The organism is Streptomyces sp. HP-A2021 (assembly GCF_022807935.1).
Taxonomy (GTDB): domain Bacteria; phylum Actinomycetota; class Actinomycetes; order Streptomycetales; family Streptomycetaceae; genus Streptomyces; species Streptomyces afghaniensis.
Genome location: NZ_CP094344.1, coordinates 3,497,340 through 3,512,279, shown reverse-complemented (window position 1 = coordinate 3,512,279; position 14,940 = coordinate 3,497,340). Strand labels below are relative to the sequence as shown.

At 71.3% G+C, this 14,940-nt stretch carries 13 protein-coding genes; 12 read left to right on the top strand and 1 reads right to left on the bottom strand.

Annotation, left to right across the window (positions count from 1 at the left end):
* Positions 1–120: 120 nt before the first annotated feature.
* Genes MQE23_RS15855 through MQE23_RS15840 form a run of 4 tightly spaced genes read left to right on the top strand, consistent with a single transcriptional unit; the run spans position 121 to position 4,219 of the window.
* A complete protein-coding gene (locus MQE23_RS15855) occupies positions 121–1,047 on the top strand; it encodes an ABC transporter permease (protein ID WP_020270808.1) in 927 nt (308 codons plus the stop codon).
* Positions 1,040–2,008 carry an ABC transporter permease gene (locus MQE23_RS15850; RefSeq protein WP_037667683.1) on the top strand — a complete coding sequence of 323 codons (969 nt, stop codon included), beginning with the start codon at positions 1,040–1,042 and terminating at the stop codon, positions 2,006–2,008. The genes MQE23_RS15855 and MQE23_RS15850 overlap by 8 nt, the downstream gene beginning before the upstream one ends.
* An 11-nt stretch (positions 2,009–2,019) precedes the next feature.
* Positions 2,020–3,078, top strand: a complete 1,059-nt coding sequence (locus tag MQE23_RS15845) for an ABC transporter ATP-binding protein (RefSeq protein ID WP_243379427.1) — start codon at positions 2,020–2,022, stop codon at positions 3,076–3,078.
* Complete coding sequence (locus tag MQE23_RS15840) at positions 3,071–4,219, top strand: dipeptide ABC transporter ATP-binding protein (RefSeq protein ID WP_010047833.1); 1,149 nt, start codon at positions 3,071–3,073, stop codon at positions 4,217–4,219. Before MQE23_RS15845 ends, MQE23_RS15840 begins: the two co-directional genes overlap by 8 nt.
* Positions 4,220–4,502: 283 nt before the next feature.
* Here the strand turns inward: MQE23_RS15840 and MQE23_RS15835 are convergent, their stop codons facing one another.
* The gene (locus tag MQE23_RS15835) at positions 4,503–6,620 is read right to left on the bottom strand and encodes a prolyl oligopeptidase family serine peptidase (protein ID WP_243379426.1); all 2,118 of its coding nucleotides are present in this window, start codon (positions 6,618–6,620) and stop codon (positions 4,503–4,505) included.
* Positions 6,621–6,797: 177 nt separating this feature from the next.
* On the opposite strand from MQE23_RS15835, the gene MQE23_RS15830 reads away from it, so the two are divergent.
* From MQE23_RS15830 to MQE23_RS15795, 8 genes are all read left to right on the top strand, one after another.
* Complete coding sequence (locus MQE23_RS15830; RefSeq protein WP_030842840.1) at positions 6,798–6,992, top strand: hypothetical protein; 195 nt, start codon at positions 6,798–6,800, stop codon at positions 6,990–6,992.
* Between the two features lie 26 nt (positions 6,993–7,018).
* Positions 7,019–7,879 carry an N-acetyl-1-D-myo-inositol-2-amino-2-deoxy-alpha-D-glucopyranoside deacetylase gene (gene mshB / locus MQE23_RS15825; protein ID WP_020270813.1) on the top strand — a complete coding sequence of 287 codons (861 nt, stop codon included), beginning with the start codon at positions 7,019–7,021 and terminating at the stop codon, positions 7,877–7,879.
* Positions 7,876–8,286, top strand: a complete 411-nt coding sequence (locus tag MQE23_RS15820) for a DUF6113 family protein (protein ID WP_020270814.1) — start codon at positions 7,876–7,878, stop codon at positions 8,284–8,286. Before mshB ends, MQE23_RS15820 begins: the two co-directional genes overlap by 4 nt.
* 156 nt (positions 8,287–8,442) lie before the next feature.
* Positions 8,443–11,346, top strand: coding sequence for a hypothetical protein (locus tag MQE23_RS15815; RefSeq protein ID WP_243379425.1), 2,904 nt, complete (start codon positions 8,443–8,445; stop codon positions 11,344–11,346).
* 152 nt (positions 11,347–11,498) lie between these two features.
* Positions 11,499–12,410 carry an ABC transporter ATP-binding protein gene (locus tag MQE23_RS15810; RefSeq protein ID WP_020270816.1) on the top strand — a complete coding sequence of 304 codons (912 nt, stop codon included), beginning with the start codon at positions 11,499–11,501 and terminating at the stop codon, positions 12,408–12,410.
* Positions 12,407–13,147 carry an ABC transporter permease gene (locus tag MQE23_RS15805; protein WP_020270817.1) on the top strand — a complete coding sequence of 247 codons (741 nt, stop codon included), beginning with the start codon at positions 12,407–12,409 and terminating at the stop codon, positions 13,145–13,147. The genes MQE23_RS15810 and MQE23_RS15805 overlap by 4 nt, the downstream gene beginning before the upstream one ends.
* Positions 13,144–14,310, top strand: coding sequence for a histidine kinase (locus MQE23_RS15800; protein ID WP_243379424.1), 1,167 nt, complete (start codon positions 13,144–13,146; stop codon positions 14,308–14,310). Before MQE23_RS15805 ends, MQE23_RS15800 begins: the two co-directional genes overlap by 4 nt.
* The gene (locus MQE23_RS15795; RefSeq protein WP_020270819.1) at positions 14,307–14,921 is read left to right on the top strand and encodes a response regulator transcription factor; all 615 of its coding nucleotides are present in this window, start codon (positions 14,307–14,309) and stop codon (positions 14,919–14,921) included. Before MQE23_RS15800 ends, MQE23_RS15795 begins: the two co-directional genes overlap by 4 nt.
* Positions 14,922–14,940 lie beyond the last annotated feature (19 nt).

Here is a 14,940-nt window from a genome sequence, read left to right as displayed (position 1 = left end):
CCCTCCCGGAACAGGGGAGCGGCGGCACCGGCCCGTAGGCACAGGCCTCCACCTCACCCCCTCACCTGCGGTAGATGAGTGCGCAGGCCTCGCCGACCCCTCACGGCATGGAGGCGCAAGATGGGGCGCTACGCCGCCAGGCGACTGCTCCAGATGATCCCGATCTTCATCGGGACAACTCTGTTGATCTTCTTGATGGTCCACATCCTGCCGGGCGACCCGGTCCGGGCCATCTACGGGGACAAGGCTCCCGATCCCGCACAGATCGCGCAGATCAAGCGCGAGTACGGCTTCGACAAGCCCGTCCTCGAACAGTACGTCCACTACATGTGGAATCTCCTCCAGGGAGACTTCGGCAAGAACCTCGCCGGCCGCCCGGTCGTCGACCTCATGTCCGAGGCCTTCCCGGTGACTCTGCGGCTGACGCTGCTGGCCATCACCATCGAGATCATCATCGGTGTGGGCCTCGGCGCCTGGGCCGGTCTCAGGGCCGGCAAGGCCGCCGACACCGGTGTGCTGGTCTTCACGCTGACGGTGATCTCCATCCCGGTGTTCGTCCTCGGCTTCATCGCCCGGTTCATCTTCGCGGACGAACTCGGCTGGCTGCCGCCCAACGTCCAGGACTCCACGGACTTCTCGCAGTTGTTCCTGCCGGCCTTCGTCCTCGCCATGCTGTCCATGGCGTACGTGGCCCGGCTCACCCGGACGACCTTCGCCGAGAACCTGCGGGCCGACTACATGCGCACCGCGCTCGCCAAGGGCCTGCCCCGACGCCGCATCATCGGTGTCCACCTGCTGCGCAACTCGCTGATCCCCGTGGTCACCTTCGTCGGCACCGACGTCGGCGGCTTCATCGGCGGCGCGGTCATCACCGAGGGCATCTTCAACATCCAGGGTGTCGGCAACCTCCTCTACAGGGCGATCCAGACGAGCGAGGGCTCGACGGTCACGGGTGTGGTGACGGTGCTCGTCCTCGTCATCCTCCTGATCAACCTGCTCATCGACCTGCTGTACGCGGTCCTGGACCCGAGGATCCGGTATGCCTGACGTGACCAAGGCCCAGACCACCGACGCCGCGACCGTGGACGCCGTGGCCCCGCCGGCCGTCGACACCCCCGCCAAGGAGAGCGGCAAGAAGAGCGACAAGCCGCGCTCCCTGTGGGGTGACGCCTGGTACGACCTGCGGCACCGGCCCATGTTCTGGATCTCCTCGGTGCTGCTGGTCCTGCTGCTGGTGATCGCCGCCTTCCCCGGCTGGTTCACCAGCGTCGACCCGCGCGACGGCGACCTCGTCCACCACTACCTGGGCAAGCCGCAGCTGGGGCACTTCTTCCAGCCCGACTGGTTCGGCTACGACCAGCAGGGCCGCTCCATCTACTCGCGCGTCATCCACGGCACCCGCGCCTCCATCCTCGTCGGTGTCGGAGTGACCGCCCTGGTCACCCTGCTCGGCGGTCTGCTCGGCATGCTGGCGGGTTACTTCGGCGGCTGGATCGACTCGCTGATCTCCCGGATCGTCGACATCTTCTTCGGCCTGCCGTTCCTGCTCGGCACGATGGTCGTCCTGAACGCCTTCACCGAGCGCAAGGTGTACGTGGTGATCCTGGCCCTGGCCTGCCTGGGCTGGACCTCGATCGCGCGCGTCACGCGAAGCTCGGTCATCACGGCCAAGCAGGCGGACTACGTGACGGCGGCCCGGGCGCTCGGCGCGGGCACCACGCGGATCCTGTTCCGCCACGTGATGCCGAACGCCATCGCGCCGACCATCGTCGTGGCCACGATCGCCCTCGGCGGTTACATCTCCGCGGAGGCGACGCTGTCGTTCCTCGGTCTCGGCCTCAGCGACCCGACGATCTCGTGGGGCATCGACATCTCCGAGGGCAGCAAGGTGATCCGGGACAACCCGCACACGCTGTTGTTCCCGGCGGGCATGCTCAGCCTCACGGTCTTCGCGTTCATCATGCTCGGCGACGCGGTGCGCGACGCCCTTGACCCGAAGCTGCGCTGAGGAGGGCGTACGTGACCACCATCGAAGAGACCCGTAACGTGCCCGAGCCGCGAGGCGCGGCCGGCGGCGACGTTCCCCTGCTCGAAGTGCGCGATCTGCACGTCGAGTTCCACACCCGTGACGGCGTGGCCAAGGCCGTCAACGGCGTCAACTACACCGTGAGCTCCGGCGAGACCCTCGCCGTGCTCGGCGAGTCCGGCTCCGGCAAGTCCGTGACCGCCCAGGCGATCATGGGCATCCTCGACATGCCGCCCGGGCGGATCCCCAAGGGCCAGATCCTGTACCGGGGCGAGGACATGCTCACCATGTCCAACGACGCTCGGCGCAAGATCCGCGGCAGCAAGATCGCGATGATCTTCCAGGACGCGCTCTCCGCGCTGAACCCGGTGCTGTCCGTCGGCTACCAGCTCGGCGAGATGTTCCGCGTCCACCAGGGCCTGAGCAAGAAGGACGCCAAGGCCAAGGCGATCGAGCTGATGGACCGCGTGAAGATCCCGGCCGCGAAGGAGCGCGTCGGCGACTACCCGCACCAGTTCTCCGGGGGTATGCGCCAGCGCATCATGATCGCGATGGCGCTCGCCCTGGAGCCGGACCTGATCATCGCCGACGAGCCGACCACGGCCCTCGACGTGACGGTCCAGGCCCAGGTCATGGACCTGCTGGCGGACCTGCAGCGCGAGTACAACATGGGTCTGATCCTGATCACCCACGACCTCGGCGTCGTCGCCGACGTCGCGGACAAGATCGCGGTGATGTACGCGGGCCGGATCGTGGAGACCGCCCCGGTGCACGAGCTGTACAAGCGGCCCGCGCACCCCTACACCAAGGGTCTGCTCGAGTCGATCCCGCGCCTGGACCAGAAGGGCCAGGACCTGTACGCGATCAAGGGCCTGCCGCCCAACCTGACCCGCATCCCGTCCGGTTGCGCCTTCAACCCGCGCTGCCCCAAGGCGCAGGACATCTGCCGTACGGACGTCCCGTCCCTGCACCCGGTCACCGAGCGGGACGGCGGCGAGCTGGTCGGCCGCGGCAGCGCGTGCCACTTCTGGAAGGAGACGATCCATGGCTGACCTGGAGAAGACGGACGAGTCCATGGACGCCACCCCCAACGTCACCGAGGTCGAGACGGTCGACGCGGCCACCGACGAGGAGGCCGTGGCCGCGATCGAGGCGCCGGTCGAGCGCGGTGAGCCGATCCTGCAGGTCCGCAACCTGGTGAAGCACTTCCCGCTGACCCAGGGCATCCTGCTGAAGCGTCAGATCGGCGCGGTCAAGGCCGTGGACGGGGTCTCCTTCGACCTCTACCAGGGCGAGACGCTCGGCATCGTCGGCGAGTCCGGCTGTGGCAAGTCCACGGTCGCCAAGCTGCTGATGATGCTGGAGACGGCGACCGCGGGCGAGATCTTCTACAAGGGCCAGGACATCACCAAGCTGTCCGGGCGCGCGCTGAAGGCCGTACGCCGCAACATCCAGATGGTCTTCCAGGACCCGTACACGTCGCTCAACCCCCGTATGACGGTGGGCGACATCATCGGGGAGACCTTCGAGATCCACCCCGAGGTGGCGCCGAAGGGCGACCGCCGCCGCAAGGTCCAGGACCTGCTGGACGTGGTCGGTCTCAACCCCGAGTACATCCACCGCTATCCGCACCAGTTCTCGGGCGGTCAGCGACAGCGCATCGGCATCGCCCGCGGCCTGGCGCTCAACCCCGAGATCATCATCTGCGACGAGCCGGTCTCCGCGCTGGACGTGTCCGTCCAGGCGCAGGTCATCAACCTGATGGAGAAGCTCCAGGACGAGTTCAACCTGTCCTACCTCTTCATCGCGCACGACCTGTCGATCGTCCGGCACATCTCGGACCGGGTGGGTGTGATGTACCTGGGCAAGATGGCGGAGATCGGTACGGACACGGAGATCTACGACCACCCGACCCACCCCTACACCCAGGCCCTGCTCTCCGCGGTTCCGGTCCCCGACCCGGAGTCCCGTGAGGGCCGCGAGCGCATCATCCTCACCGGCGACGTCCCGTCCCCGGCCAACCCGCCCTCGGGCTGCCGCTTCCGCACCCGCTGCTGGAAGGCCCAGGACAAGTGCGCCCAGGAGGTCCCGCTCCTCGCGGTCCCCGAGCGCTTCAAGGGCGAGGACACCCCGGCGGCCCACGAGTCGGCCTGCCACTTCGCCGAGGAGAAGGACGTGGTCCACGCGGCCTGACGGCCGGCCGTGCGTGCCGCCGAGGTGGCACGCACAGCCGCACAAACCCCCGCGAACTGCGTTAACACACAGGCAACTTCGCCGACCCGATTCCGATATACGGACGCGTCAGGCTGAACAGCGTACGGCCGTGCGGGTGCCGTAAACGGGCCGGGGCGCGCCATGTCGCCCCGGCCCGTTGCTGTTCTTTGCGCCTGAACCGGCGCCGCTTTCGCGGACCTGGTTGCCGCTTCGCCGTGGTTCCTCAATTGATGGTTGCGGTGCTCCTCGGGATGTCTGTGGCTCAGCCCAGTCCCAAAGCGCGGCGCAGGAAGTCGACCTGGAGCAGGAGCAGGTTCTCCGCGACCTGTTCCTGGGGGGTGATGTGGGTGACCCCCGACAGCGGCAGCACCTCGTGCGGGCGGCCGGCGGCCAGGAGGGCCGAGGACAGGCGCAGGGCGTGGGCGACGACCACGTTGTCGTCGGCGAGGCCGTGCACGATCATCAGCGGGCGGTGCGGCTCGGCGGGGGAGGACAGGCCGTCCGCCGTGACGAGGGAGCTCTGCGCGTACGCGTCCGGCTGCTCGGCCGGAGCCCCCAGGTAGCGCTCCGTGTAGTGCGTGTCGTACAGGCGCCAGTCCGTCACCGGGGCGCCCGCGATCCCCGCGTGGAAGACGTCCGGCCGGCGCAGCACCGCGAGGCCCGCCAGCCAGCCGCCGAAGGACCAGCCGCGGATCGCCACCCGGGACAGGTCCAGCGGAAACCTCTTCGCGAGGTCCTCCAGGGCCTCCACCTGGTCGTCCAGGGAGAGCGTGAAGTCGTGGTGGATCCCCTTCTCCCAGGCGGGGGAGCGGCCCGGGGTGCCCCGGCCGTCCGCGACGACCACCGCGAATCCCTGGTCCGCGAACCACTGCGAGGTGAGGTGCGGGTTGTGGGCCGCGAGGACCCGCTGCCCGTGCGGCCCGCCGTACGGGTCCATGAGCACCGGCAGGGGGGTGTCACCGGCGTAGTCCCGAGGCATAAGCACGGCGCACGGGATGCGCCGTGCGCCCCCCTCGGTGAGTGTCACTCGGGGGGACATACCAGGATCTTCGGCGTACGAGGGGACAACAACCGTCGGTTTCCCGTCGCGCAGTAGCTGCACCCGCACACCTGGCCGATCCAGCGTCGCCGAGACCAGAACCGTCAGGTCCCCGGACCGCACCGCCGAGTGCACGCCCGGCTCCTGCGACACCCGCTCCACGCCCAGCTCGTTCACCCGGTACACATGCACCTGGCCCGTCTCCGCGTCGGCGGCCTCCTCACCCGCCGACGCCGAGAGCAGCACGTCGTCGGCGGAGACGTCCAGCACGGCCCGCACGTGCAGCTGCGCCCCCGTGAGCGGCCGGTCCCCGACCGCCAGCAGCCGCGCACCGCCCTCGTCCGCGATCCGCACCAGCTGCCCGGCCGGACTCCAGCACGGCACCCCGGGGAAAAGATCAAGCCAAATCCGATCTTCGTCGGCGTGCACCATCCGGGTCGCGCCCGACTCCGGATCCACCGCGAGGATCAGCTGGCTGCGCTGGTCGCGCGCCTGTACGAGCAGCAGCGGCGCGCCTGCCGCTGACCAGTGCACACGCGCCAGATACGGGTACCGCGCCCGGTCCCAGGCGACCTCCGTGCGCACCCCGTCCAGACCGATGACGAACAGCCGTACGTCCGCGTTGCCGGTGCCCGCCGCCGGATACGCCACCCGCTGCGGCTCGCGTTCCGGATGCGCCGGGTCGGAGATCCACCACCGGTCCACCGGCGTGTCGTCCGCGCGCGCCACGAGCAGCCGGTCCGACTCCGGAGCCCACCAGAAACCGCGCGACCGCCCCATCTCCTCGGCCGCGATGAACTCGGCCAGCCCATATGAGACATTTTCCGACTCGGGCTCGGCGAGCGCCCGGTCGCCGTCCCCCTCCGCGCCCACCACGCGCAGCGCACCCTGCGCGACGTAGGCGACATACCGCCCGTCGGGCGACGGACGTGGGTCGATCACCGGCCCGGGCGTGGGCAGTTCACGCGCCGTCCCGGCCCGCAGCTCGGCCGCGAAAAGCCGCCCTGACAAGGCGAAAGAGGCCAACTCGACGGCCGTGTCGGTGGCGTACCCGACGATGCCGGCGCCACCCTCCCGGCTGCGCTCACGCCGGGCGCGTTCCTCGGGCGAGAGGTCCTCCGAGGCACCGCCCAGCAGGGCGCGCGGGTCGGCGGCGACGCGCTCCCCGCCCTCCTCGGTGTCGAGGACCCACAGCGAGTTCGCCCGGTCCGTACCGGAACCGGAGCGCAGGAACGCGACACGTGAACCGTCGGGCGCCACAGTGAACGAACGCGGCGCGCCGAGCGTGAAGCGCTGGGTACGGGCGTGCCGCCGGGGGAAGGAGTCAGGCTCGGTCGTCATGCCCTGACCATATTGGCCATGCGCCCCCTTGTGCGGCCGTGCGCCGATCGATGCGCGCAGACGGATAGTTATGATCAATGTCGCATAGTGGGTATGAACCTGCTGGCTGCTGTACGGATTTGATGCCCCCATAGTCCGACCCCCCGCGCCCTCGTGGATCTTTGGAGGTGAGCCGCCGTGGCACTCTCGATTTCGGCGGTGGTGCTGCTGGCGATCATCGTCTTCCTGCTCATCAAGAAGTCAGGTCTGAAGGCGGGGCATGCGATCGTCTGCATGCTGCTCGGCTTCTACCTCGCCTCCTCGACCGTGGCTCCCACGATCAACGAGCTGACGACCAACATCGCGGGCATGATCGGCAGCATCAAGTTCTGACCGCGGGACCTCGTAGGCTGGGGTCCATGACGGAACTGCCCGACCGGCGTCTGCTGCTGGTGCACGCGCACCCGGACGACGAGTCGATCAACAACGGCGCGACCATGGCCAGGTACGCGGCCGAGGGTGCCCACGTCACCCTGGTCACCTGCACCCTCGGTGAACGCGGCGAGGTCATCCCGCCCGAGCTCGCGCACCTGAGCGGCCCCGCCCTGGGCCAGCACCGCCGCCGGGAGCTCACCACCGCCATGGCCGAGCTCGGCGTCCAGGACTTCCGCCTGCTCGGCGGCGCCGGACGCTACAGCGACTCCGGAATGATGGGCCTGCCCGACAACGACGACCCCTCCTGCTTCTGGCAGGCCGACGTCGACGAGGCCGCCGCCCACCTCGTCGAGGTGATCCGCGAGGTACGTCCGCAGGTCCTCGTCACCTACGACGACAACGGCGGCTACGGCCACCCCGACCACATCCAGGCCCACCGCGTCGCGATGCGCGCGGCAGAGCTGGCCGCCGAGTCGGGCTGGACGATCCCCAAGGTCTACTGGAACCGGGTCCCCCGGCCGGTTGTCGAGGAATCCTTCGCCCGGCTCCGGGAGGACCTGCCCGGCCTCCCGTTCGCCAAGGCGGCCGACGTCGACGACGTACCGGGCGTCGTGGCCGACGAGCGGATCACCACCGCGGTCGACGGCACCGCGCACGCCGCCGCCAAGACCGCCGCGATGAGCGCCCACGCCACCCAGATCAGCGTGTCGGGGCCGTACTTCGCACTGTCCAACGAACTCGCCCAGCCGATCCTCACGACCGAGTACTACGAGCTGGTGCGGGGCGAGCGGGGACCCGGCGAGCGGGAGACGGACCTGTTCGCCGGTGTCGAGGAGGCCTCATGAACGACCGGACTCCGATGCTCGCGCAGCCGATGCGGCCGCCCTCCGCCGGACGGGCCGCCGTCTATGCGGGCTTCTTCCTGCTCGGGGCCGTGATCGGCGCGGCCGGGGCACTGGTGCAGCCCGCGTGGTTCCCCGGCGGGCTGCTGCTCGCCCTCGCCGGCGAGGCCGGGCTCGTCCTCGGTGCCGCGCGGGTCACCCGCGGGCGGGCCGGGGGCGTCGCGGCCGCCGCCGGCTGGATGCTCGCCATCGTCCTGCTCACGGCCAGCCGCCCGGAGGGCGACTTCCTCTTCGCGGCGGGCAGCGGCTCCTATCTCTTCCTGCTCGGAGGCATCGCTGTCGCTGTGATCTGCGCCACCCTCGCCCCGGGGCGGCAACCGGACGGCGACCACGTCCGACTTGGCAAGTGACGTACCACTTCGCCAGGACGCGCCCGTGGGGGTCCGGTGTGAGTTTCCCCAGCGGTCCTGAGATACGGGCGAGAAGTGGCCAGTATGGTGGTGCGCGCCGCCGAGCTGCCCGCGTGAGGTTGTGTCGGGCGGCGGAGCCAACCGGGAGAACCTGCCTTGAGTCGTGAAACTGACACTCCGTCCTCCGGGCCCAACGGGCGCGGCGGAGCCGCCTACCCGTCGGGTACGCCGCCCTACGGGACCCCGGCGGTCTCCGACGGCGGTACGGAAGCGGGCCGTTCGGCCACGCGGCCGGAGGAACGCAAGACCGAGACCACGCTGACGACCCGGATCCGGATCAACATCCCCGGGTCACGGCCCATTCCGCCGGTGGTGGTGCGCAAGCCCGTCGCGGAGGCGGAGGGCTCCGGCGACACCAGTGCCGGTTCCGGTGCGGGAGCGGGCAACGAAGCGAACGCCCCGGGCGCCGCCACGCCCAGGGGCACCGGCACGGCCGAGTCTGCTGCCGAGCCGGGCCAGTCCGGCCAGTCCGCCGAGGACAAGCCGACCAGTGACTGGTTCGCGCCCCGCAAGTCCGGCTCGGGCAAGCCCGGTCAGGGCGGCGGCTCCACCAACGGGGCCGGTCTGCCGGGCGGTTCGGGCCCGGCGGCGGGTGGTTCAGGCGGCCCGGCCGCGGGTGGTTCCGCTGCGGGTGGTTCCGGTGCCGGGCGGCCCGGAGGCGTGGTCGGTTCCATGAGCAGGCCGGGCGGCTCCCGGCCCGGCGGCACGAACGGCGCGGGGCTTCCCGGCGGCGCGACCGGCGGCCCCGTCGCGCCCGGGCACGGCGGCGGCACGGGCTCCTTCGACGTCACCGAGGCACTGGCGGCCGGCCCGCTCGGCAACGGTTCACGTCCGGCCCCGGGCAGCGACGGTGGCGAGACGCGCCGCGACGACCTGCCGTACTTCTCCGAGAACGACCGCCTCAGCCAGAACGGCCAGGGCGGCTACGGAGGCCAGGGCGCTCCCAACGGCTTCGGCGACGCGGGCGGCCCCGGCGGCCCGGCCGGCCCGACGGGCGGTCCGGTCACCGGCGACGGCCCGATGGCCCCACCGGCGGGCGGCCCCGGCGGGCCTGGCGCCTTCGGTGAGCCCGGTCGTTCCGGTGGCCCTGGCGGCTTCAGTGAGCCGGGCGGTCCCGGTGGGCCTGGCAGCTTCAACGACCCCGGTCGTTCGGGTGGCCCTGGCGGCTTCGACGATCCGGGTGGCTCTGGCGGCTTCAATGAGCCCGGTCGTTCCGGTGGCCCTGGCGGCTTCAGTGAGCCGGGCGGTCCCGGTGGGCCTGGCAGCTTCAACGACCCCGGTCGTTCGGGTGGCCCTGGCGGCTTCGACGATCCGGGTGGCTCTGGCGGCTTCAATGAGCCCGGTCGTTCCGGTGGCCCTGGCGGCTTCAGTGAGCCGGGCGGACCCGGTGGCCCGGGCGCCTTCAACGAGCCCGGTCGCTCCGGTGAGCCCGGCGGCTTCAGTGAGCCCGGTGGTCCCGGTGGGCCCGGCAGCTTCAACGACCCCGGTCGTGCTGGTGGCCCTGGCAGCTTCAACGAGCCGGGCAGGCCCGGTGGCCCGGGCGCGTTCGACGAGCCCGGTCGCCCCGGCACGTCCGGTGGCCCCGGCGCCCCGGGCGCCTTCAACGACCCCGGCCGGCCGGGCGGCCCCGGTGCGCCTGCCGGACCCGGAGCCATAGGCGGCCCCGCCGGCACGGGCGGACCCGGCGGACCTGCCGGTACGGCCAAGCCCGGAGGTCCTGGAGGTCCTGGCCCCGGAGGCCCTGGTGGCCCCGGCACCGCCGCTCCCGCCGGCCACGGCGCCGCAGGCCACGGCCCGGGTGGCGGGATGAGCGACGACACCGCCATCCTCACCCCGCAGAAGCCGGCCCCCGAGCCTCCGGACGGCCAGGGCTACGCCGCCCGCCACGACAACGTCTCGGGGCACACCGTCACCAGCGGCATCCCCGTCGTACCGCCCGGCGCGGCCTCGTCGTTCGGTCCGGGCGCGCCCGGTGACGCCCCGGTGCCCCACACGGCCCCGAAGCTGCCCGAGCCGGTCTCCCCGCCCCCGGCGAGCTCCTCGAAGGCGCCGAAGAAGAAGGGGCGCAACAAGCTCGTGCTGCTCGCGGCCGGCCTGGTGGTCGTGGCCGGTGGCGTCTACGGCGCCGGACTGCTGATGAACCGCACCGACGTGCCCAAGGGCACCAGCGTGCTCGGCGTGGACATCGGCGGCACCACCCGCGACGGCGCGGTCAAGAAGCTCGACGACGCCTTCGACGGCCGTGTGGGCAAGCCGCTGAAGCTGTCCGTGGGCGGCAAGACCGTGTCCCTCGACCCGGACAAGGCGGGACTCCAGTTCGACATGGACGCCACGGCCGACGCGGCGGCGAAGAGCGACTACAACCCGATCTCCGTGATCGGCTCGCTCTTCGGCAACCACCGGGTCGTCACGCCCGTCATGCCGATCGACGAGGAGAAGCTGCACGCCTCCCTGGAGGCCGCCGCGGGCGGCTCCGGCGCGTCGACCGACGGCACGATCAAGTTCGAGGGCGGCAAGGCCGTCCCCGTGTACGGCAAGACGGGCAAGGGCATCGACGTCGCCAAGTCGACCGCCGCGGTCGAGGAGGCGTACCGCACCCAGGTGGAGACCGGCACCCCCGGCACGGTGAACCTCCCGACCACCACCCGGCAGCCGACGGTCTCGAACGCCGAGGTCGACCGGATGCTCAAGGAGTTCGCGCAGCCCGCGATGTCCGACCTCGCCACCGTTCGCACGGACGCGGCGCACAGCATCGACTTCGGCCCCGTGTCCCTTCCGAAGATCCTCGGCTTCAAGGCCGTCGACGGCAAGCTCGTGGAGACGTACAACCTCAAGGCGCTCCAGGAGGCGTACGGCAAGACCTTCGAGGGCGTGCAGATCGAGGGCGCGAGCGGCAAGCGCGACGTGACGCCGCAGGACGTCGTCACGGCCCTGCGCAAGGCCCTGCGGGGCAAGACGCCCGCGGAGCGCGTCGGAGTCATCGACACCAAGCCGAACTGACCTCCGGCCACCCGCCGCACGAGAGCCCCTGCCCGCTGTGGGCGGGGGCTCTCGTGCGGCGCCCGGTCATCCCGCGGGGATGACATCTGTCATGCGGCACTCCGGACGCCCGACACTGCCCCCGCCCACACCCCCGAAGCCACCATGGCCGCATGACAACGACAGCCTCGGTGGTCGCGTTCGACCAGGTGAGCAAGGCATACGACGCCGTCCGGGCGGTGGACGCACTGACCCTGGCCCTGCGCCCGGGGCAGACCGTGGCGCTGCTGGGCCCCAACGGCGCCGGCAAGTCCACCACGCTCGACCTGCTCCTCGGCCTCAAAAAACCCGACAGCGGCACGGTCCGCCTCTTCGGCACCAGCCCCCGGGACGCCATCGTCGCCGGGCGCGTGGGCGCCATGCTGCAGAGCGGCGGGCTGATGGACGAGGTCACGGTCGCCGAACTCGTGCGGCTCGCCTGCGACCTGCATCCGAAGCCGTACCGGCCCTCCGAGGTCCTGTCCCGCGCGGGCATCGAGCAGATCGCCGACCGCAAGGTCAACAAGCTCTCCGGCGGCCAGGCCCAGCGCGTCCGCTTCGCCCTCGCCACCGCCGGCGACAGCGACCTGATCGTCCTGGACGAGCCCACCACCGGCATGGACGTCACCACCCGCCAGGCCTTCTGGGCCACCATGCGCGAGCAGGCCGACCAGGGCCGGACCGTCCTCTTCGCCACCCACTACCTCGAAGAGGCCGACGCCGTCGCCGACCGGGTCCTCGTCCTGCACCGCGGCCGGCTCCTCGCCGACGGCACGGCCGCCGAGATCAAGGCCAAGGCGGGCGCCCGCCGCATCTCCTTCGACCTTGCGGGCCGCGTCGACGAGGCCGCCCTGCGCGACCTGCCCTTCCTGACCTCCCTGACGGTCTCCGGCCGGACCGTCCGCATCCAGTCCACCGACGCCGACGCCACCGTCCACGCCCTCTACGGCCTCGGCGTCTACCCCCGCAACCTCGAAGTCGCCGGGCTCGGCCTGGAGCAGGCCTTCGTCGCGATCACGACCGCCGAGGAGGCGAAGTCGAAGTGAACAGCCTGATCAAGCTGGAACTGGCCCGCGCCCTGCGCAACCGCAAGTTCCTGTTCTTCTCCGTGATCTACCCGTCGGTCCTGTTCCTGATCATCGCGGGCAACGCCGACGGCACCACGAAGGTCCCCGGCAGCGCCCTGACCCTCCCGACCTACATGATGGTCTCCATGGCCTCCTTCGGCGCCCTCACCGCCGTCCTCATGGGCAACAGCGAACGCATCGCCAAGGAGCGCGAGGGCGGCTGGGTACGGCAGCTGCGCCTGACGACGCTGCCGGGCCGCGGCTACGTCCTCGCCAAGACCGCGAGCGCCGCCGTCGTCAGCCTGCCGTCCATCGTCATCGTCTTCGCCGTCGCGGCGGCCGTGAAGGACGTACGCCTGGACGCCTGGCAGTGGCTCGCCCTCACCGGCGCGATCTGGGCCGGCAGCCTCGTCTTCGCCGCGCTCGGCGTCGCCATCGGCTATCTCGCCAGCGGCGACGCGGTCCGCCCGATCACCATGATCACCTACTTCGGCCTGTCGATGCTCGGCGGCCTGTGGATGCCGACGACCACGTTCCCGGGCTGGCTCCAGGACATCGCGAAGTGGCTCCCCACGCACGCGTACGCTGCCCTGGGGCAGGCCATCGAGCAGAGCCGCGCCCCGCACGTCCAGGACCTCGTCGTCCTCGTGGTGTCCTTCGCCCTGTTCGCGGGCGGCGCGGCCTGGCTGTACCGGAAGGACACCCTGAAGGCGTGAGCGGCGTCGGGTTCGGCATGGGGCAGCGCCCCGTGAACCGCAGGCAGCGGGCGGTGAAGGCGCTGTGGACCGGCATCTGGCTGGTCTACCTGAGCGCACCCGTCACCGACCTGCTGCACGGCAACCACAGCACGGGCGTGCGCGTCCTCGGCTGGATCGGCCTGGCCGCCTTCGTCACCTGGTACATGCTGCTGGTCTTCCGCACCGGCCGCGGCGAGCGCAACGCCCTGGTCCTCGGCTCGCTCGGGGTCCTCGCCGCCCAGTCCACGCTCCTCGCCCTCACCCTGGGCCGCGAGTGGCTGGTGCTGTTCGTGTACGTCTCGATCGCGTCCGGCGCGGCCCTGCCCCTGCGCATGGCCCGCTGGACGATCCCGGCCGCGTGTGCGCTGCTGACCGCTGTGGGGCTCGCCACGCACGACGGCCTGCCGTACCTGGGCGGGCTCCTCCTCCCGGCCCTGCTCGGCGGCTTCGCCATGACCGGCGTGCGCGAACTCGTACGCACCACCATCGCGCTGCGCGAGGCCCGCGCCACCGTCGCCCAGCTCGCCGCCAACGAGGAACGCCTGCGCCTGGCCCGCGACCTGCACGATCTGCTGGGCCACTCGCTCTCCCTCATCACGCTGAAGAGCGAGCTGGCCGGCCGGATGCTCCCTGACCAGCCCGGCAAGGCGGCCCAGCAGGTCGCCGACATCGAGCAGGTCAGCCGCCAGGCACTCGTCGACGTACGCGAGGCCGTCACCGGCTACCGCCGCCCCCGCCTGAACGCCGAACTCGCCGGTGCCCGGGCCGCCCTGACCGCGGCCGGTGTCACCGCCGACCTGCCCGCCGAACCCGACCTCACCGGTGTCCCCGAGGACAGCGTGACCGCCCTCGCCTGGGCGCTGCGCGAGGCGGTCACCAACGTCGTACGGCACAGCGGCGCCCGCCGCTGCGCGGTCGAGCTGCTGCACCGCCAGACCCTCGACGGCCCGGTGCTCGAACTCGCCGTCGAGGACGACGGCTCGGGCGGCCCGGGCGACGGCCACGGCAACGGACTCACGGGCCTCACCGAACGCCTCACCAAGGCCGGCGGCACCCTGGAGGCGGGCCCGCTCAAGCACGGCTTCCGCCTGGTCGCCCGCGTGCCCTCGGCCGGACCGGCGGACATAGGATCCCCGGCATGAGCCGCACGATCAAGGTCCTGCTCGCCGAGGACCAGTCGATGGTCCGCGAGGCCCTGGCCGCCCTGCTCGGCCTGGAGGAGGACATCGAGGTCGTCGCCCAGGTGGCCCGCGGAGACGAGGTCCTGGACGCGGCCCGCGCACACGCCGTCGACGTGGCCCTCCTGGACATCGAGATGCCCGGCGCGACGGGCATCGAGGCCGCGGCCCGCCTCCACACCGAACTCCCGCACGTCAGGCTGGTGATCCTCACCACCTTCGGCCGCCCCGGCTACCTCCGCAGCGCCATGGAGTCCGGCGCCGACGCCTTCCTGGTCAAGGACGCCCCCGCCGCGCAACTGGCCGAGGCGATCCGCAAGGTCCTGACCGGCGAACGCGTCATCGACCCGACCCTCGCGGCAGCGGCCCTGGCGGAAGGCGCCAACCCGCTGACGGACCGGGAACGAGAAGTCCTCAGAGCAGCGGCAGACGGCTCCACCAACGCGGAACTGGCCAAAACCCTGCACCTCTCCCAGGGCACGGTCCGCAACTACCTCTCCACGGCCATCCAGAAACTGGCAGTGAGAAACCGCGCCGAGGCAGTCCGCGTAGCCCATGAAAAAGGCTGGTTGTAGTCCGACCTTCTTCGAGGGG

Excerpts from the sequence above, each read along its gene's own strand:
- MQE23_RS15820 (WP_020270814.1), top strand. The coding sequence starts at position 7,876 with ATGAACGACCGGACTCCGATGCTCGCGCAGCCGATGCGGCCGCCCTCC.
- MQE23_RS15835 (WP_243379426.1), bottom strand. The coding sequence starts at position 6,620 with ATGACGACCGAGCCTGACTCCTTCCCCCGGCGGCACGCCCGTACCCAG.
- mshB (WP_020270813.1), top strand. The coding sequence starts at position 7,019 with ATGACGGAACTGCCCGACCGGCGTCTGCTGCTGGTGCACGCGCACCCG.
- MQE23_RS15840 (WP_010047833.1), top strand. The coding sequence starts at position 3,071 with ATGGCTGACCTGGAGAAGACGGACGAGTCCATGGACGCCACCCCCAAC.
- MQE23_RS15850 (WP_037667683.1), top strand. The coding sequence starts at position 1,040 with ATGCCTGACGTGACCAAGGCCCAGACCACCGACGCCGCGACCGTGGAC.
- MQE23_RS15810 (WP_020270816.1), top strand. The coding sequence starts at position 11,499 with ATGACAACGACAGCCTCGGTGGTCGCGTTCGACCAGGTGAGCAAGGCA.
- MQE23_RS15855 (WP_020270808.1), top strand. The coding sequence starts at position 121 with ATGGGGCGCTACGCCGCCAGGCGACTGCTCCAGATGATCCCGATCTTC.
- MQE23_RS15795 (WP_020270819.1), top strand. The coding sequence starts at position 14,307 with ATGAGCCGCACGATCAAGGTCCTGCTCGCCGAGGACCAGTCGATGGTC.